The organism is Amycolatopsis sp. cmx-8-4, assembly GCF_046548675.1.
Taxonomy (GTDB): domain Bacteria; phylum Actinomycetota; class Actinomycetes; order Mycobacteriales; family Pseudonocardiaceae; genus Amycolatopsis.
In genome coordinates this window covers 16966-34238 of the sequence record NZ_JAEBDZ010000005.1, presented here as the reverse complement: position 1 = coordinate 34238, position 17273 = coordinate 16966, and the positions used below count along the sequence as shown (strand labels likewise).

The window sequence follows — 17273 nt, the reverse complement described above, 5'->3', positions numbered from 1 at the left end:
GGTACTCGCCACGGCGCGCCCGGCATACTGGGCGCTCCCCAGCCCCACGAAGACCCTGAAGGTGTGTGAGTACCCGTGTGCGGCCTGCTTGGACTGATCTGCGCGACCGAAACCGGCGCTGCGAACGCGCGTGACGCCGTCGGCGCGGCCATGCGCTGCCAGCGCCACCGCGGGCCCGACGAGCAGGACACCTGGGCCGACGCCGAGGTCGTCTACGGCTTCAACCGGCTGGCGTTCATCGACGTCGAGCACGCGCACCAGCCCCTGGTCTGGGGGCCGCCGGAGGCGCCGGGCCGGTACACGATGAACTTCAACGGCGAGATCTACAACTACCTGGAGCTGCGGGCCGAGCTGGCCGGGAAGCACGGGGCGAAGTTCGAGACCGAGGGCGACGGCGAGGCGATCGTCGCCGGCTACCACTACCTGGGCGCCGCGTGGGTCGAGAAGCTGCGCGGGATGTTCGCCTTCATGATCTGGGACTCGCAGGAGAAGCGGGTCTTCGGCGCGCGCGACCCGTTCGGGATCAAGCCGCTGTTCTACTCGGCCGGCCCCGGCGGCGTGGCGTTCTCCAGCGAGAAGAAGAGCCTGCTGGAGCTGTCGGACACCCTCGGCGTCGCGCAGGAGCTGGACCGCAAGGCACTGCAGCACTACCTGGTTCTGCAGTACGTGCCCGAGCCCGAGTCGCTGCACCAGGGCATCCGCCGCGTCGAGTCCGGGACGTCGTTCGAGGTGGTCCCCGGCGGTGAGGTGAAGTTCACCCGCTACTTCCACCCGCAGTTCGCGGCGAAGCCGGTCAACGGGCCGGCCGAGGCCGAGGCACTGTACGAGCGCATCGCCGATGTGATGCGCGACTCGGTCGGCAAGCACATGATCTCCGACCCGGACGTCACCGTCGGCGCGTTCCTCTCCGGCGGCATCGACTCCACGGCCACCGCCACGCTGGCCAAGGAGCACAACCCGAACCTGATCGCGTTCACCACCGGGTTCGAGCGCGAGGGCTACTCCGAGGTCGACGTCGCCGCCGAGTCGGCCGCCGCGATCGGCGTGAAGCACGTCGTCCGCACGGTCACCGCGGACGAGATGATGGAGGTGCTGCCGCTCATCGTCTGGTACCTCGACGACCCGGTGGCCGACCCGGCGCTGGTGCCGCTGTGGTTCATCGCGCGCGAGGCCCGCAAGCACGTCAAGGCGGTGCTGTCCGGCGAGGGCGCGGACGAGCTGTTCGGCGGCTACACGATCTACAACGAGCCGATCTCGCTGGCGCCGTTCGAGAAGATGCCGGGCGGCATGCGGAAGCTGATCGGCAAGGTCTCCACGAAGATCCCCGAGGGCACCCGCGGCAAGGACCTGCTGCGCCGCGGCGCGCTGCCGCTGGAGGACCGCTACTACGGCAACGCCCGCAACTTCCGCGACGACCAGCTGCGCCACGTGCTGAAGACGTACCAGGAAGGCGTGGGCTTCAAGGACGTCACGGCGCCCTGGTACGACGTCTCGCGCGGCTGGGACCCGGTGGCCCGGATGCAGCACGTCGACCTCTACACCTGGCTGCGCGGCGACATCCTGGTCAAGGCGGACAAGGTGACCATGGCGAACTCGCTCGAGCTGCGGGTGCCGTTCCTGGACGCCGAGGTGTTCAAGGTCGCCGCGTCGATCCCGCTGGACCAGAAGCTGGCGCACAACACGACGAAGTACGCGCTGCGCCAGGCGCTGGCGAAGATCATCCCGGCGCACGTGCTGAACCGCCGCAAGCTCGGTTTCCCGGTGCCGATCCGGCTGTGGCTGCGCAACGAGATGTACGACTGGGCCAAGGGCATCATCAACGATTCGCGGACCGAAGAGCTGCTGGACAAGAAGGCCATCCTGGCCCTGCTTGAGGAGCACAAGGCGGGCCAGCTGGACCGCAGCCGCCAGCTGTGGGCGCTGATCGTGTTCATGTTGTGGCACGGCATCTTCGTGGAGCACCGCATCAAGCCGGAGATCCCCGAACCGGTCTACCCGGTCAAGCTCTGACCGTCCATTGTAGACAGTGAATGTCCCGCGCGCGGGACACCGAAAAGGGCCTCCTCGCCGCGGCGGGGAGGCCCTTTTCGCTGTGTCAGCGCCACCACTGGTTGGTGCCGCCGGGCCGCTGCCGGGGTTCCCCCTGATGGAGCCGCCCGATCCCCTCTCGGCCGCCTCGTCCGCCATTCTCCGCACCGGACGGGGCGTCGTCGAGGGACTCAAGCCCAGACGCAAACCACCAGGTCAGGGCCATGAAAAGGCCCCCTCACCGACCGGCGAGAGGGCCTTCGCACGACAGTGCGTCAGACGGGCAGGACCACCGAGATCTCCTCGGCCGCGTCCGGGCCGAAGGCCTCGCCGATCCGGGCGAGCGCGTCGGCGCGGTCGAACGTCCACTCCTGGGTGCCCACCGTCTCGAGCACCAGCACCGCGATGAGCGAGCCGAGCTGCGCGGACCGCTCCACGTTCAGGCCGCCGTCCAGGCCCGCCAGGAAGCCCGCGCGGAAGCCGTCGCCGACACCGGTCGGGTCGGCCTTGGCGCGCTCGGGCACCGCGCCGATCTGCAGCGCGACGCCGTCCTTGCCGACGATCTCGACGCCCTTCTCCCCCAGCGTCGTGATGCGCACGCCGACCTGGTCGAGGACGTCGGCCTCGGTCCAGCCGGTCTTCTGGAGCAGCAGCTCCCACTCGTAGTCGTTGCTGAACAGGTACTTCGCGCCGGCGACGAACGCCCGCGCCTGCTCCCCGGACATCCGGGCCAGCTGCTGGGACGGGTCGACGGCGAAGGTGTACCCGCGCTGGCGGCACTCCTCGGCGTGGCGGACCATGCCCTCCGGGTCGTCCGGGCTGATCAGCACCAGGCTCAGCGTGCCGGCGCGGTCGGCGATCGGCGCGAGCTCGATGTTGCGGGACTCCGCCATCGCGCCCGCGTAGAACGTCGCGATCTGGCAGAGGTCCTCGTCCGTCGTGCAGACGAACCGCGCTGTGTGCGCGGTCTCCGACACGTGCACACCCGAGGTGTCGACGCCGTGGCGCTCCAGCCACGAGCGGTAGTCGGCGAAGTCGGCGCCGACCGCGCCCACCAGCACCGGCTTGACGCCCAGCACGCCGAGGCCGAACGCGATGTTCGCGCCGATCCCGCCGCGCCGGACCACGAGGTCGTCGGCGAGGAAGCTCAGCGAAACCCGGTGCAGCTGCTCGGCCACCAGCTGTTCGGCGAACCTTCCGGGGAAGTGCATGAGGTGGTCGGTTGCGATACTCCCGGACACTGCGATCCTGGCCCTGTCTGCCACCGGCTGCTCCTTTGTGGTCGACCTCACGGCAAACGGCGCGAACCTACCCCCGGGTCGTGCCCCATCCGGGTTGTTCGCGCACACCACCCGAGACTACCGGCTGGTACTCCTTCTCCAGTCGAGTCGCGATCAATAGCGTTACGAATCGTGAAAGCCGTCACCGAACCCGAGACCCTGTCCGAGCTGATCGCCGACTGCGCCCATATCCCCAGGACGCTGCGTGCGGACGACGTCCCGCTGCCGCGTGTCCAGGCGCCGCCGTGGCAGGTCGACGAGGCGTGTCACGCCCAGGTCGCGGAGCTCGACGCCTACGTCTGAGCCCGCAACCCCGCAGCAACGAAGAAGGCCCCGTCCTCCGTTCGGAGGCGGGGCCTTCTCGCGTCTTGCTCAGAACCGGCGCGCGACGCTCAGTGGAACGAGTCGCCGCAGGCGCAGGAGCCGGTCGCGTTCGGGTTGTCGATCGTGAAGCCCTGCTTCTCGATCGTGTCCACGAAGTCGATGACGGCTTCCGAGACGTACGGGGCGCTCATCCGGTCCACGGCGACCTTGAGGCCGTCGAAGTCGCGGAACAGGTCACCGTCGAGCGTGCGCTCGTCGAAGAACAGCTGGTAGCGCAGACCCGCACAGCCACCGGGCTGGACGGCGATGCGCAGGTGCATGTCATCGCGGCCCTCCTGGTCGAGCAGGGCCTTCGCCTTGGCAGCCGCGGTGTCGGTCAGCGTGACGCCGTGGGTCTCCTCGGCGGTCTCGGCCTGCGTCGCGCCGGCGTGCTCAGCGGTCGTCATGGCACTCCTCATAGGTTCGAACTCACTGCGGATACTCCTGGTGCCCTACGTCCAACACCCGGTGCGTCCGATCTGTTCCCTGCCATGGTCGCACATCGATCGACCTGGTGAAACGGCGGCGTGACGCCTGCAATACCCTGGTGACGTGAGGTTCCTGCGCCGAAGCACCACAGACACCGCCGCCGACGAGCCGGCCACGACCGAGGCCGTCGACGTCGGCGGCAAGTCGTTCACGCCCGGTAAGGGCAAGGCCACGCCCAAGCGGCGGGAGGCGGAAGCGAAGCGCCGAGGCCCGGTCGCACCCCCGCCGACCACCATGCGGGAGGCGATGAAGCGCAACAAGGAGCTTCGCAAGGCGAACCCGCAGAGTAAGGAGGACCGCCGCTCGGAGGCGAAGGTCCGCCGCGAGCGGATGATGTCGGGCGACGACAAGTACCTGCTGCCGCGCGACCGCGGGCCGGTCAAGGCGTACGTCCGCGACCTGGTCGACTCCCGGCGCAACCTGCTCGGCCTGTTCATGCCGCTGGCGATCCTGGTGTTCCTCGCGCTGCTGGTGCCGTTGCCCCAGGTCCAGTCGTACATCACCCTGCTGTGCACGGCGCTGCTGCTGGTGATGGCCATCGAGGGCTTCGTCAACGGCCGCAAGATCGGCAAGCTGGTGCGCGAGAAGTTCCCCAAGGAGACGGTGAACGGCCGGTCCGTCGGCTGGTACGCGTTCGTCCGGGCCTCCCAGATCCGGCGCCTGCGGGTCCCGAAGCCGCGGCTGAAGCCGGGCGACCCGATCCCCAACTGAGCTTTCCGGAAGAGCCGGGTGAGACGTGTCTCACCCGGCTCTTCGCTGTCTGGAACCGCCAACACGCCAACCGGAGCGGCCGACACACTGCCCGGAACGGCCAACACGTCGGCGGCGACCGACCTCGGCGCTGTGTTGGCCACTCCGGGCGCTGTGTTGGCCGCTCCGGGCGCCGTGTTGGCCACCACCGGGCGGATGTGCTTGGCGGGTGACTTGATCGGGCTTAGCTGCGGTTCGGTCGCCGGGGCTGGAGTTGCTCCAGGTCGTTAGCAAAGCAAACGATTACCGCCTAGGCTGGGCGGCATGGAGTTTCGTCGTCTCGGCCGCAGCGGCCTCAACGTCAGTGAGATCTCGTACGGGAACTGGCTCACCCACGGTTCCCAGGTCGAGGAAGACCAGGCTCACGCCTGCATCAAAGCCGCGCTCGACGCCGGCATCACCACCTTCGACACCGCCGACGTCTACGCGAACACCGCCGCGGAGTCGGTGCTCGGGCGCGGCCTGAAGGGGCAGCGGCGGGAGAGCCTGGAGATCTTCACCAAGGTCTTCTGGCCGACGGGCCCCAAGGGCCCCAACGACAAGGGCCTGTCCCGCAAGCACATCCTGGAGTCGGCGAACGCGTCGCTGCAGCGGCTCGGCACCGACTACGTCGACCTCTACCAGGCGCACCGGTTCGACCGGAGTGTGCCGCTCGAAGAGACCATGCTCGCCTTCGCCGACCTGGTCCGCCAGGGCAAGGTGCTCTACGTCGGCGTCTCGGAGTGGACCGGCGAGCAGATCAGCCGGGGCGCGGCGCTGGCCCGCGAGCTGAAGGTCCCGTTCGTGTCGAACCAGCCGCAGTACAACATGCTCTGGCGCGTCATCGAGGACCAGGTCATCCCCGCCTCCGAGCGCGAAGGGCTCAGCCAGATCGTCTGGTCGCCGATCGCGCAGGGCGTGCTGACCGGCAAGTACAAGCCGGGTGCGGCGTTCCCCGAGGGCTCGCGCGCCACCGACGAGAAGGGCGGCGCCAACATGGTCCGCCGCTTCCTCGACGACGAGGTCCTCAAGCGCGTCGCCGAGCTGGAGCCCCTCGCCAAGCAGGCGGGCCTGTCGATGGCGCAGCTGGCCGTCGCGTGGGTGCTGCAGAACCCGAACGTCGCGTCGGCGATCATCGGCGCCTCGCGTCCGGAGCAGGTCGTGGACAACGTCCAGGCCGCCGGCAAGAAGCTCGACGCCGACCTGCTCACCGCGATCGACGACGTCCTCGGCGACGTCGTGGAGCGCGACGCGAGCCTCACCAAGAGCCCCTGACGCCCAACGCCGTGAAGGGCACCCTCATGGGCATAAAAGCCATGAGGGTGCCCTTCACGGCTTTCAGTCCTGGTTGATCCGGGCCTGGTAGGGCACGTGGCCGTCCAGGTCGAGGCCGTCCTCCGGGGAGACGCGGGGCTCGACGCCGAACCCGCGCAGCAAGCGGCTCGCCCCGGCCAGCCGGTCGCCGCCGCGGCCCGGGAGCCGCTCCGGCGTGAAACCGCGCTCGGCCAGCAGGCTCTCGACGTCGTCCATCAGCCGGTACGGGTCGTAGCCCCGCGGCTCAACCACGGGGCCAGGTCTTCCCGGTGATCCGCTCGTAGACCTCGGTGTAGCGCAGCCGCGTCTGCTCGACGATGTCCGCCGGGATCTCCGGCCCGGGCGGGGTCTGGTCCCAGCCGGTGCTCCGCGACCAGTCGCGCACGAACTGCTTGTCGAACGCGTGCTGCGGCCGGCCCGGCTCCCACTCGTCGGCGGGCCAGAAGCGCGACGAGTCCGACGTCAGGACCTCGTCGCCCAGGGTCAGCGTGCCCTCGGCGTCGAACCCGAACTCCAGCTTGGTGTCGGCGATGATGACGCCTTGCGCGGCGGCGTGCTCGGCGCCCTTCGCGTAGATCTCCAGCGTCAGCTCGCGAAGCCGCTTCGCGGTGTCTTCGCCGATCTCGTTCAGCACCTCGTCGAAGGTCATGAACTCGTCGTGCCCGGTGTCGGAGATCTTCGTCGTCGGCGTGAAGATCGGCTCCGGCAGCTTGTCGCCCTCGACCAGGCCCGGCGGCAGCGAGACGCCCGAGATCTTGCCGTCGCGCTGGTACTCCCGCAGGCCGAGGCCCGCGAGGTAGCCGCGGGCGATGCACTCGACCTGGACCATCTTCAGCGGCTTGCAGCGCATCGCGCGGCCGGCGAACTCGTCCGGGACGTCGGTCGCGGAGACGACGTGGTTCGGGACGACGTCGGACATCCGGTCGAACCACCACGCCGACAGCTGGTTGAGCAGCTTGCCCTTGTCCGGGATCGGCGTCGGGAGCGAGACGTCGTAGACCGAGACGCGGTCGGTGGCGACCAGCAGGAGGTCGCCGTCGAGCTCGTAGAGGTCACGGACCTTGCCCGCGTGGATGTGCTTCATTCGCCGTCCTCAGTCGTGTACTCGTGGAAAACCCAGTGTTCGGGCAGCGCGGCGGACTCACCGTATTCCACGACCGTCCCGTCGGCCGCGAGGAAGGTGCTCCGGCCGAGCAGCACCGGCGACCCGGCCGGCACCGCCAGCTCGGCCGCCTCGTTCTCGTCCGCCCGGCCCGCCGCGTGCCGTTCCTGCGTGACGGCGATCTTCGTGCCGAGCCGCGCGGCCGCGTGGGCCGACGTGCCTTCGACGATCCGCTCCGGCACCAGCAGCGCCGGTGCCCTGGCCGAGAGCGCGCCGTCGAACCACGAGGTCGACGTCGACAGCGGGCGCGAGTCCGGCCCGTAGGTGGTGCGCCGGCGCCGGATGGCCGGGGCGCCCGCCTCCAGGCCGAGAGCGGCCGCGGCCCGCTCGATCGCCGGTTCGAGCCCGGCCGACCGGATCACGGCGTAGTGGCCCGGCGGGTAGATCTTGCCGGTCCGCGCCGAGGCGACGCTGCGGTCGAGCGCGCTGCGGTGCAGGCCGCCGCGGTCGACGACCGTGCCGACGCCGCGCACCGGGCGCACGAGACCCTGCGAGCGGAGCGTGGCCAGCACCTTGGTGGCCGTCGCCATCGCGACGGCCCACGTGCGCGCGATCTCGCGGGCGGAGGGCACCGCGTCGCCCTCCTGCAACCGGCCGGACAGGATGTCGTCACGGATCCGGCCCGCGATCTGCAGGTACGGCGGCTCAGGACGGTCGAGGGTGGGCAAGGCGGCTCCTCACGAGGACTACGCACAAGTGTTCTAGCACGCCAGGGGGTCTCCCTCAAAGCCCTGCTCAGAACCACCCAGGTGTACTAGTACACGCGCTGGACTGCGCTCTAGTACGCAAGTTACCCTCGAAAGTGTGTCCCCGCCCACATCCCACACCGGATCAGGCGGCCCGGATCTCGAGGAACTGCTCGAGGAACTCCGGCGCCGCAAATGGGTGCTGCACCTGTTCGGCGGCCGGGAGGCGCCGGAGATCTACGCGGCGGTCTTCCAGTGGCAGACCTGCGCGGACGTGGTCGTGCTGCGGGACGAGCACCGGGCGAGCGCCTACCGGGTGCCGACGTTCCCGGGCACCGACGTGTTCAGCCCGCGGGTGGTGACGTGGCAATACCACGCCACCCCGGTCTGGACGCTGCGGGCGGCGCTGACCTTGGCGGAGCCGGGCACCCCCGGCGCCCCACTGCAAGCGCTGCGCCCGCAGCCGGGCTGTCACATCCCGATGGAGCTCCGCGCGGACGTGACGATCCGCCCGACCTGGACCCGCTTCGAGGAGGAGAAAGGGGACGACGGCGGACCACCCGCCTGCGCTTAGCGGGCGAGCAGCCGCTCCGCGACCACCAGGTCGTGGGGGTAGGTGATCTTCAGGTTCTCGGGCGCGCCGGGGACCCACCGGATCGGCAGGGAGGAGTACCGCTCCATGCAGGACGAAGTGTCCGTTCCCGAGAAGCCCTCACGCTCCGCCTGTTCGTAGGCCTCGAGCAGCGGTCCGGCCCGGAAGCCCTGAGGCGTCTGGACGCGGATCGCGCCGGGCACCTGGGCGACCAGGTGCCCGGCATCCACTTCGACGACGTCGTCCGCGGCCAGGCCCGGCACAGCCCCCCCGTCCTCGCGTGTCCGGGCCAGTACCGCGCCGACCAGGTCGGAGTGGACCAGCGGCCGGGCCGCGTCGTGCAGCAGCACGGCGTCGACCCGGCCGCCTGTTATGCGCGGGGCGAGGTGGCGCAGCGCGTTCAGCTCGGACGCCTGCCGCGTGGGCCCGCCGTGCACGATCTCGACGTCGCCGTCGAAGCCGGCGAGCACCTCGTTCGCGAGCTCCGCGTCCTGCGGCCGGATCACCAGCACCAGCACGCCGACATCGGGCACCCTGGCGAAGGCGTCGAGGGACCAGGCGACCACCCGCCGCCCGGCCAGCGGCAGGTAGACCTTGTTCAGCCGCGCGCCGACGCGGGTGCCCGCGCCGCTGGCCAGCACCATCGCGGCCGCCGTCTTCTCCACCGTCTCCACGAGCGGCGAGACTACTGGGCGGGCGTGTAGCTCAGGATGATCATGCCGGTGTCGTGCACCTCGGTGCCGTTCAGCGTGAACGCCTTCTGGCCGGTCTCGCGGTAGAGCAGCTGGTCCGGGGTGGCGTTGCCGGAGAGCACCGGGTGCAGCCAGACGCGCAGCTCGTCGAGCAGGCCGTTGTCGAGCAGCAGCCGGGTGACGTCGCCGAAGCCGTACTGCAGGATGTCGCCCGCGGTGCGCTCCTTGAGCGCCCGGATCTCGTCGACGACGTTCTCCGAGAGCACCTTCGAGCCGGTCCACTCCGGGTCCTTCAGCGTGGTGGACACGACGTACTTGTCGATGCTGTTCATCCGCTCGGCGAAGGGATCCGCCTCGCCCCCCTGCTGCCACGCGACCGAGAACCCGTCGTACGTCTTGCGCCCCATGATCAGCGCGTCGCTCGCGGCCAGCTGCGCCTGCGCGGCCTTCATGGCATCGTCGCCGAGGAACGGCCAGTGCCAGGCCTGCATGTTGGTGATGTCGCCGTCGAGGGTCATGTACGTGGAGTTGACGATCCGGCCCATGGTGCGCTCCCTGTGTCCGTGCTCCCGCTTACGACCATGCGTCGAACGGCGCGGCCCCGGATCGACACGGCCCACGGACTTCTTTCGCGGGCCCGGTAGGTTGGGCGACGGCGTTACCGTGCACTGAGAAAGGGCCTGGTGTGGAGCCGGAAGACATCGAGTTCCCCGAGATCACCCCGCCCGACGAGCACGCCCGGTCCGCGGCGATCGCCCTGCACGACAAGCTGGTCAAGCCCGCCGGGTCGCTCGGCAGGCTCGAGGAGCTGGGTGTCTGGATCGCGGCCTGCCAGGGCCAGTCGCCGCCGCGGCCGTTCACCCGGCCCCGGGTCGTCGTCTTCGCCGGGGACCACGGGATCGCCGCCAAGGGCGTCTCGGCCTATCCCGCCGAGGTCACCTCGCAGCTGCTGGGCACGATGCTGACCGGCGGCGCCGTGATCAACGTGCTGGCCGCCGCCGCGGGCGCGAGCGTCCGCGTGGTCGACATGGCCGTGGACGCCGAGGCCCCCGCGACCCGCTCGATCGGCGAGTTCAAGGTCCGCCGCGGCTCCGGCTCGATCGACGTCGAGGACGCCCTGAGCGCCGCCGAAGTCAAGGCCGCGGTGCGCGCCGGGATCACGATCGCCGACGCCGAGGTCGACGGCGGTGCGGACCTGCTCATCCCCGGCGACCTCGGGATCGGCAACAGCACGCCCGCGTCCGTGCTCGTCGCGGCGCTGACCGGCACCGAGCCGGTGGCCGTGGTCGGGCGCGGCTCCGGCATCGACGACGACGCCTGGATGCGCAAGGCCACCGCGGTGCGCGACGCGCTGCGCCGGGCCCGCGTCGTGCTGGCCGACCCGATCGCCCTGCTGCGCACCACCGCGGGCGCCGACATCGCCGCGATGGCCGGGTTCCTGGCCCAGGCCGCCGTCCGGCGGACGCCGGTGGTGCTCGACGGCCTCGTCGCCTGCGCCGCGGCCCTGGTCGCCGAGGACCTCGCCCCGGGCGCCCGCCGCTGGTGGGTCGCCGGGCAGCGGACGGCCGAGCCGGCGCACGGCCTCGCGCTGGAGCACCTGGACCTGGGCCCGCTGCTGGAGCTGGACGTCCGGCTCGGCGAAGGCACCGGCGCGGTGACGGCGTTGCCGCTGCTGTCGATGGCCGCGCGCGTCCTGGCCGAGACGGCCACGCACGAGCAGGCCGGCGTCTCCGGCCCGCTCATCCCCGCCGTCGCCACCTGACCCCGAAAAGCCGTGAAGGCCTCCTTACCGGCGCTTATGGCCGGTAAGGAGGCCTTCACGGCTTTAAAGTTCAGCCGAGCGGGACCATCCAGTTGTCCGGGTCCGGGCGGGTGCCCTCCTGGATGCCGGTCAGCTCTTCGCGCAGCTTCATCGTGAGAGTGCCCGGCTGGCCGTCGCCGATCGTGAACTCGCCACCTCCGTGCTTGACGTGCCCGACCGGCGTGATCACCGCCGCCGTGCCGCAGGCGAACGTCTCCGTCAGCTCCCCCGAGGCCGCCGCCTTCTCCCACTCGTCAGTGGAGATCCGGCGCTCCTCGACCTTGTGGCCGAGGCGCTCCGCGAGCTGCAGCAGCGACTTGCGGGTGACGCCGGGCAGCAGCGAGCCGGTCAGCTCGGGGGTGACGAGCCGGGCGTTCTCGCCGGAGCCGAAGACGAAGAACAGGTTCATCCCGCCCATCTCCTCGACCCAGCGCCGCTCCACCGCGTCGAGCCAGACGACCTGGTCACAGCCCTTTTCGACGGCCTGCGCCTGCGCCACGAACGACGCCGCGTAGTTGCCGGCGCACTTGGCCGCGCCGGTGCCGCCGGGCGCCGCGCGCACGTATTCGGTCGACAGCCAGACGCTCACCGGCTTGATGCCGCCGGAGAAGTACGACCCGGCCGGGGACGCGATGACGGTGTAGATGTAGTCGGCGGCCGGGCTGTTGACGCCGAGGCCGGTGGACGTCGAGATCATGAACGGCCGCAGGTAGAGCGCGTCACCCTGACGGGTGGGAACCCACCGGTCGTCGACGGCGATCAGCTCGCGCAGCGACTCGAGGAACAGCTCCTCGGGCAGCTGCGGCATGGCGAGCCGCTCGGCCGACTGCCGGAAGCGCACGGCGTTGGCGTCCGGGCGGAACGACGCGATCGCGCCACTCGGCTGGCGGTAGGCCTTGAGACCCTCGAAGATGGCCTGGCCGTAGTGCAGCACCGACGTCGCCGGGTCGAGGGTGAACGGGGCGTAGGGGCCGACCTGGGCGTCGTGCCAGCCTTCACTCTTGGACCACTTGACCGTCACCATGTGATCGGTGAAGTACAGCCCGAAACCGGGGGCGGTGAGTACCTCCGCGACGCGTTCCTGGCTCGCAGGGCTCGAGTGCGGGACAGAGGTGAACTGCGTCGTGAGGGTCATGGCCAGAGAATACCTGTTGGTCGGAAGCGCGTTAGTCGGATGTCCACGTGTTTTCCGACGGCGTTTCCCGACCCGGCCGGGCGTCCCGCACCCCGGTCGCGACCACACTAGGATGACGCCGTGACCCTTCACTCGACTGAGCCGGTCCCCCGGTCCGCCCCGGGCGCCGGAGCCGGCGTCAAGACGTTCGTCACCGCGGTGCTGCTGACTTTCGGCGTCGGCCTGCTCGGCATGGTCGGCTGGGCCGTGCTCAGCAGCGGCTTCGGCGGCTTCCTCGGCCTGGTCGCCGGGGTCTTCGGCGTCGTGTGGTGGCGCAGCATCCACGACAAGACGGTGTTCCCGAAGGTGATCCCGACGAAGTCCGTCGTGATCCTCGCGGTCGTCAACGCCGTGCTGGCGCTGGTCCTGATCCTGACGGCGGGCTGAGCTCCGCCAGCAGCCCGGCGGGCAGCTCCGGCACCGGCCAGTCCGGGTCCGGGCGGAAGTCGGTGTCCGTCCCGTCGAACGGGTAGGCGCCGCGCTCGGCCAGCGCGCCGATCCGCTCGCCTTCGGCGCGCAGCCGGTCGAGCTGCTCCGGGGTCAGCCGCCCGGCGTCGATCGCCACCTCGGCCTCGTCCTCGTCGTCCCAGCGCCAGGTGCCGTCCCGGTCGACGACGACGTCGAGCACGCCGTCGACCCGGTCCACCACGCCCGGGCCGCGACCGAGCGGCACCTCGAGGTTGACGTACCAGTTCGTGAACCGGCCCGCGGCGTCGAAGAACCACCACACCGACGACCATTCGTCGTCGGCGATCCGGCGCAGCGTGGACGTGCGGTGCCAGAAGTCCGGGACGGCGACGCGCGGGATGCGGAACCGCTGCTCCAGGGGCGCGTCCGCCATGTGCCGGCCGTCCGCGAGCCGGCTGCCGACGATCGGCGTGCCCGCGGGGATCCAGCCGAGCAGGACGCGGCCGTCGTCTTCGAGGACGCGCAGCGGGTGGACCTGGCCGATCGAGCCGTCCGGCCGGTGGAACCGTTCGAGCACGGTCTGCCCGGACCGCCAGCGTCGATCACTCACGCGACCCACTGTACCGGCGGGCGCGCACGCCCAGTAGCAGTTCGATCACGGTCGCCAGCCCGGCGGCGACGAGCACCGGGAGCACGGGCAGGAAGTACGCGGCCACCGCGGCGACGGCCAGGCCCGCGAGGCCGGGCACACCGGCCCGCGCCCGGACTTCCGCGCCCGCGGCGAGCGCCGGCACCACGGTCGCGACCACGGCGAACGCGGTGAGCAGCGGCTGCAGCGAGTCCGCGTCGGCGGCGGACAGCAGATCGCGCAACGACGTCAGCGACAGCCCGAGCCGGACCGCGCCGAGCTGGTACAGCGCGGCGAAGGCGGCCAGCACCGCGACCGCGGCGAGCAGCAGCACCCGGAGCCCGGCGTTTTCCCGGCCCGCCGGCCGCAGGAACGGCAGCGTGAGCACGGCCGCGACGAGCACCCCGGCGAAGTCGGGCGGCTGCAGGCCACCGCCGACGGTCGACACCGGCGGCACCGCCACGCAGAGCGCCACCAGGACCAGACCGGCCACCAGGAGTACCCCGCCCGCGGCCCGTGCGACGAACGTAGGGATCTCGAGCCCGGCGAACCCCGTCCCGGCGACCACCACGATGAACACCGCCGCGGCGAGTTCCCGGTGCACAGGGAAGACGTACGCGCCGAACGCGATCGCGTAGACGGTGATCTCGGCCAGCCGCGCGACGGCCACGACGACCCGGTCCACCAGGGCATCACCCGGTTCCGGCACCCGCGCCGTCCCGCCCGCGGCCACCGCCGCGAGCACCAGCCCGGCCAGCAGCCACCAGCCCGCGCCCGCCGCCCCGGCCGCCAGCGCGACCAGCAGCCCACCGCCCAGCCGCACGCCGCCCTCCCTCTCCCTCTGTTCACCCGTGCACCGCTTGTCATTAGCATGGCTCACGATCCCGACCGGGCCGGTGCCCGGTGCCACGTGAACGCGCGAGGAGCCAGAAGTGACCGTGCCCAAGCTCGCCCTGTCCGACAACACCGGGGAGGCACTGGCCAAGACGCGCGCCGACGTGGTCGTCATCGGCACCGTGGCCGGCGAGGACGGGCCCGTGCTCGCCGCGGGCGCTGAGGCCGTGGACGCCGCCTTCGACGGCCGGCTCGCCGGCCTGCTCGCCACGCTCGGCGCGAGCGGCAAGGCCGAAGAGGTCGTCAAGGTGCCGACGCTGGGCAAGCTGTCCGCCGGTGTCGTCCTGGCCGTCGGCCTCGGCAAGGCGGGCGCCGGCGTCACCCCCGAGCAGGTCCGCCGCGCCGCCGGTGCCGCCGGCCGCGCGCTCGCCGGCACCGACCGCGCGTTCGTCACGCTGTCGGCGCTCGACCTGCAGGCCGCCGTCGAGGGCACGATCCTCGGCTCGTACGTCTTCACCGCCTACCGCTCCGAGAAGGGCGACGCGCCGGTCGCGAAGCTCGACTTCGCGAGCCCCGCTGAGGGGACGGCCCGCGACCACAAAGCGACGCTGAAGGCGTCCGCCGGCATCGCCGAAGCCGTGCTGACCGCCCGCGACCTGATCAACACCCCGCCGAACGACCTGTACCCGGCGTCCTTCGCCGAGCGCGCCAAGAAGCTCGCCGAGGACAACGGCCTCGAGTTCGAGGTGCTCGACGAGAAGGCCCTCAAGCGCAAGGGCTTCGGCGGCATCCTCGGCGTCGGCGGCGGCTCCGCGCGCCAGCCGCGCCTCGTCCGGATCGCCTACAAGCCGGCCAAGGCCGCGAAGAAGGTCGCGCTGGTCGGCAAGGGCATCACGTTCGACTCGGGCGGCATCTCGCTCAAGCCCGCCGCCAACATGGACCACATGACCTCGGACATGTCCGGCGCCGCCGGCGTGCTCGCGTCGGTCGTCCTGGCCGCCAAGCTCAAGTACCCGCTGGAAGTCGTGGCGCACATCCCGCTGGCGGAGAACCTGCCGTCCGGGACGTCGTACCGCCCGGGTGACGTCCTCACCATGTACGGCGGCAAGACCGTCGAGGTGCTCAACACCGACGCCGAGGGCCGGCTCGTGCTGGTCGACGCCATGGTGCGCGCCGCCGAGGAGAACCCGGACTACCTGATCGAGACCTCGACGCTGACCGGCGCCCAGGTCGTCGCGCTCGGCAACCGCACCGCCGGCGTGATGGGCTCGGACGACTTCCGCGACCGCGTCGCCGCGATCATGCAGGCCACCGGCGAGAACGGCTGGGCGATGCCGCTGCCCGAGGAGCTGCGCGCCGACCTCGACTCGCGGCTGGCCGACCTGGCCAACGTCACCGGGCACCGCTGGGGCGGCATGCTCGCGGCGGGCATCTTCCTGCGCGAGTTCGTCGCCGACGGCCTCGACTGGGTGCACATCGACATCGCCGGCCCGTCGTTCAACACGGCGGCGCCGTGGGGCTACACCGGCAAGGGCGGCACCGGGGTCCCGGTCCGCTCCATCGCCGCGGTGCTGGCGGACATCGCCGCCAACGGCTGAGTGGATCCGGGCGAGTACCTCGAAGCGGCGGTCAGGGACGTCCTGACCGCCGCTTCGCCGGGTGTGGACAACCAGGTCGGGTACGCGGCCCTGCTGCTGGCCACCGCCGGCGCCCTCGGCGAGGCCGACCGGCTGGTCACCCAGTGGCAGGCGCTCACCGAACGGCCGGTGAGCGCGCTCGCGAGCGACCCGATCCGGGCCCGCGCCTGGGAAATGCTCTTCGAGGCCCGCGGCGGCCGTCCGTCGTGGGCCGAAGGCCTGCCGCCGCTCGATCCCGACGCCGAAGAGCGCGCGCACACCGCGGTCCTGCGCCGCCCGGTCTCCGATCTCGACGGCGTCCTCCCGCCCGGGGTGATCGCCGAAGTCGTCAAGCACGTCGCGCCGTCGCGGCCGGACAAGGCCCGGACCGCGCTGGCCGACGGTGACCTCGCCCGCTGGGCCGAGCTGACCGGGCCGCGTCCCGACGTCGCGACGCTGGCCGCGACCCGCGCGCTGGCCCCGGCCCTGGTGGCCGGCGTGGACCCGCTCGGCCTGGGCGACTGGGCCGAGGCGTGCGCGGGCGCGCTGTTCGCGGCGCTGAACGAGCGGTACCCGCCCGACCTCGGCACCTGGCCGCAGCTGATCGCGGCGATCCTGCGCCTGCGCGGCAGTGCCTCCGCTGCTGCCTCCGCGCCACCGCCGGCGTCGGCCGCGGCGATCCGGTCGGCGGAGCAGCGGCTCGGCGTGGAGCTGCCCGAAGACCACCGCGCGTTCCTGCGCACCTGCGACGGCCTGCCCGCCGACGTCGTCTTCCCGCGGCTGCTCGGCACGGCGGACCTGCGCGCCGAGAACGGCGTGGTGCTGCTGGCCGACCCGGCCGTCCTGCTGCTGTCGGCGTCACACGTGGTGGAGGTCGACCCGGTGCTCGGGACGACCGTGCACCCGTCGTTCCGCGCGGTGCTCGAACGGCACGCCACCCTGTTAGCGTCGGCGCGGTGACCACCCTCACCGTGGAGAAGATCACTCCCGACAACGTCGCGGCCACGTGCCAGCTGGCGGTCGAAGAGCACCAGAAGAACTTCGTCGCGCCGGTCGCCGTCTCGCTGGCCGAGGCCTACACGCGGCCGGAGGTCGCCTGGCCGCGGCTGATCCGCGCCGACGGCGAGCCGGCCGCCTTCGTGATGGGCGCGTTCGACCCGGACGCGGAGCTGGACTTCTTCCGCTGCGGCATCTGGCGGCTCAACGTCGGGGCCGGGGTCCAGGGGCGCGGCTACGGCCGGTTCGCCGTCGAAGCCGTCCTCGACGAAGCCCGCAGGCGCGGCGAGAAGGCCGCGACGGTGCTGTGGCTCCCGGCCGAAGGCGGCCCGGAGAACTTCTACCTGCGGCTGGGCTTCCGCCGCACCGGCCAGACCTTCAACGGCGAGGTCGTCGGCCGCATCGAGCTGTAGGTCCGCCGCGGCCGGTCGTGAGTGGCAATGAGGGTTCTAACCCGCATTACCACTCACGACGGCGAGCG

20 protein-coding genes are annotated in these 17273 nt (G+C 71.5%); 10 read left to right on the top strand and 10 right to left on the bottom strand.

Annotation, left to right across the window (positions count from 1 at the left end):
* Window positions 1-75: 75 nt before the first annotated feature.
* Complete coding sequence (gene asnB, locus ACLJQZ_RS11685; protein ID WP_410620042.1) at window positions 76-2010, top strand: asparagine synthase (glutamine-hydrolyzing); 1935 nt, start codon at window positions 76-78, stop codon at window positions 2008-2010.
* Between the two features lie 293 nt (window positions 2011-2303).
* Here asnB and ACLJQZ_RS11680 read toward each other — a convergent pair whose 3' ends face one another.
* The gene (locus ACLJQZ_RS11680) at window positions 2304-3293 is read right to left on the bottom strand and encodes a carbohydrate kinase family protein (RefSeq protein ID WP_410620041.1); all 990 of its coding nucleotides are present in this window, start codon (window positions 3291-3293) and stop codon (window positions 2304-2306) included.
* A 147-nt stretch (window positions 3294-3440) separates the two neighbouring features.
* Here ACLJQZ_RS11680 and ACLJQZ_RS11675 point away from each other — a divergent pair, with 147 nt between their 5' ends.
* Window positions 3441-3611 carry a hypothetical protein gene (locus ACLJQZ_RS11675; RefSeq protein WP_410620040.1) on the top strand — a complete coding sequence of 57 codons (171 nt, stop codon included), beginning with the start codon at window positions 3441-3443 and terminating at the stop codon, window positions 3609-3611.
* Window positions 3612-3700: 89 nt separating this feature from the next.
* Here the strand turns inward: ACLJQZ_RS11675 and ACLJQZ_RS11670 are convergent, their stop codons facing one another.
* Entirely contained in the window at window positions 3701-4078 is a 378-nt protein-coding gene (locus ACLJQZ_RS11670) for a HesB/IscA family protein (protein WP_247062697.1), read from the bottom strand.
* A gap of 145 nt (window positions 4079-4223) precedes the next feature.
* On the opposite strand from ACLJQZ_RS11670, the gene ACLJQZ_RS11665 reads away from it, so the two are divergent.
* Window positions 4224-4871, top strand: coding sequence for a DUF3043 domain-containing protein (locus ACLJQZ_RS11665; protein WP_410620039.1), 648 nt, complete (start codon window positions 4224-4226; stop codon window positions 4869-4871).
* Between the two features lie 303 nt (window positions 4872-5174).
* Window positions 5175-6164 carry an aldo/keto reductase family protein gene (locus ACLJQZ_RS11660; RefSeq protein ID WP_400543373.1) on the top strand — a complete coding sequence of 330 codons (990 nt, stop codon included), beginning with the start codon at window positions 5175-5177 and terminating at the stop codon, window positions 6162-6164.
* Between the two features lie 63 nt (window positions 6165-6227).
* Here ACLJQZ_RS11660 and ACLJQZ_RS11655 read toward each other — a convergent pair whose 3' ends face one another.
* From ACLJQZ_RS11655 to ACLJQZ_RS11645, 3 genes are read right to left on the bottom strand one after another with little or no spacing between them, the layout of a single operon-like run.
* Window positions 6228-6455, bottom strand: coding sequence for a hypothetical protein (locus tag ACLJQZ_RS11655; RefSeq protein ID WP_247062693.1), 228 nt, complete (start codon window positions 6453-6455; stop codon window positions 6228-6230).
* Window positions 6448-7287 (bottom strand): phosphoribosylaminoimidazolesuccinocarboxamide synthase, encoded by an 840-nt coding sequence (locus ACLJQZ_RS11650; protein WP_410620038.1) that lies wholly within the window; start codon window positions 7285-7287, stop codon window positions 6448-6450. The genes ACLJQZ_RS11655 and ACLJQZ_RS11650 overlap by 8 nt, the downstream gene beginning before the upstream one ends.
* A complete protein-coding gene (locus ACLJQZ_RS11645) occupies window positions 7284-8033 on the bottom strand; it encodes a GntR family transcriptional regulator (protein WP_410620037.1) in 750 nt (249 codons plus the stop codon). Before ACLJQZ_RS11645 ends, ACLJQZ_RS11650 begins: the two co-directional genes overlap by 4 nt.
* A gap of 136 nt (window positions 8034-8169) precedes the next feature.
* On the opposite strand from ACLJQZ_RS11645, the gene ACLJQZ_RS11640 reads away from it, so the two are divergent.
* Window positions 8170-8625 (top strand): hypothetical protein, encoded by a 456-nt coding sequence (locus ACLJQZ_RS11640; protein ID WP_410620036.1) that lies wholly within the window; start codon window positions 8170-8172, stop codon window positions 8623-8625.
* Here ACLJQZ_RS11640 and ACLJQZ_RS11635 read toward each other — a convergent pair.
* Together ACLJQZ_RS11635 and ACLJQZ_RS11630 are read right to left on the bottom strand one after the other, a co-directional pair.
* Window positions 8622-9287, bottom strand: a complete 666-nt coding sequence (locus tag ACLJQZ_RS11635) for a 2-C-methyl-D-erythritol 4-phosphate cytidylyltransferase (protein WP_410620418.1) — start codon at window positions 9285-9287, stop codon at window positions 8622-8624. The genes ACLJQZ_RS11640 and ACLJQZ_RS11635 overlap by 4 nt on opposite strands.
* Window positions 9288-9328: 41 nt before the next feature.
* Complete coding sequence (locus ACLJQZ_RS11630; RefSeq protein ID WP_410620035.1) at window positions 9329-9880, bottom strand: dihydrofolate reductase family protein; 552 nt, start codon at window positions 9878-9880, stop codon at window positions 9329-9331.
* A 140-nt stretch (window positions 9881-10020) separates the two neighbouring features.
* On the opposite strand from ACLJQZ_RS11630, the gene cobT reads away from it, so the two are divergent.
* Complete coding sequence (gene cobT, locus ACLJQZ_RS11625) at window positions 10021-11097, top strand: nicotinate-nucleotide--dimethylbenzimidazole phosphoribosyltransferase (protein WP_247062686.1); 1077 nt, start codon at window positions 10021-10023, stop codon at window positions 11095-11097.
* 70 nt (window positions 11098-11167) lie between these two features.
* Here the strand turns inward: cobT and ACLJQZ_RS11620 are convergent, their stop codons facing one another.
* Window positions 11168-12271, bottom strand: coding sequence for a branched-chain amino acid aminotransferase (locus ACLJQZ_RS11620; RefSeq protein ID WP_410620034.1), 1104 nt, complete (start codon window positions 12269-12271; stop codon window positions 11168-11170).
* 120 nt (window positions 12272-12391) lie between these two features.
* Between ACLJQZ_RS11620 and ACLJQZ_RS11615 the strand changes: the two genes are divergently transcribed.
* Complete coding sequence (locus tag ACLJQZ_RS11615) at window positions 12392-12697, top strand: hypothetical protein (protein ID WP_410620033.1); 306 nt, start codon at window positions 12392-12394, stop codon at window positions 12695-12697.
* Here ACLJQZ_RS11615 and ACLJQZ_RS11610 read toward each other — a convergent pair.
* Window positions 12654-13328: a DUF402 domain-containing protein gene (locus ACLJQZ_RS11610; protein ID WP_410620032.1), complete on the bottom strand. Its 675-nt coding sequence runs from the start codon at window positions 13326-13328 to the stop codon at window positions 12654-12656. The genes ACLJQZ_RS11615 and ACLJQZ_RS11610 overlap by 44 nt on opposite strands.
* Window positions 13321-14169 carry a hypothetical protein gene (locus tag ACLJQZ_RS11605; RefSeq protein WP_410620031.1) on the bottom strand — a complete coding sequence of 283 codons (849 nt, stop codon included), beginning with the start codon at window positions 14167-14169 and terminating at the stop codon, window positions 13321-13323. The genes ACLJQZ_RS11610 and ACLJQZ_RS11605 overlap by 8 nt, the downstream gene beginning before the upstream one ends.
* A 109-nt stretch (window positions 14170-14278) precedes the next feature.
* On the opposite strand from ACLJQZ_RS11605, the gene ACLJQZ_RS11600 reads away from it, so the two are divergent.
* From ACLJQZ_RS11600 to ACLJQZ_RS11590, 3 genes are read left to right on the top strand one after another with little or no spacing between them, the layout of a single operon-like run.
* Window positions 14279-15778 (top strand): leucyl aminopeptidase, encoded by a 1500-nt coding sequence (locus ACLJQZ_RS11600; RefSeq protein ID WP_410620030.1) that lies wholly within the window; start codon window positions 14279-14281, stop codon window positions 15776-15778.
* Entirely contained in the window at window positions 15779-16756 is a 978-nt protein-coding gene (locus ACLJQZ_RS11595; protein WP_410620029.1) for an SMI1/KNR4 family protein, read from the top strand.
* The gene (locus ACLJQZ_RS11590) at window positions 16753-17205 is read left to right on the top strand and encodes a GNAT family N-acetyltransferase (protein WP_410620028.1); all 453 of its coding nucleotides are present in this window, start codon (window positions 16753-16755) and stop codon (window positions 17203-17205) included. The genes ACLJQZ_RS11595 and ACLJQZ_RS11590 overlap by 4 nt, the downstream gene beginning before the upstream one ends.
* Window positions 17206-17273 lie beyond the last annotated feature (68 nt).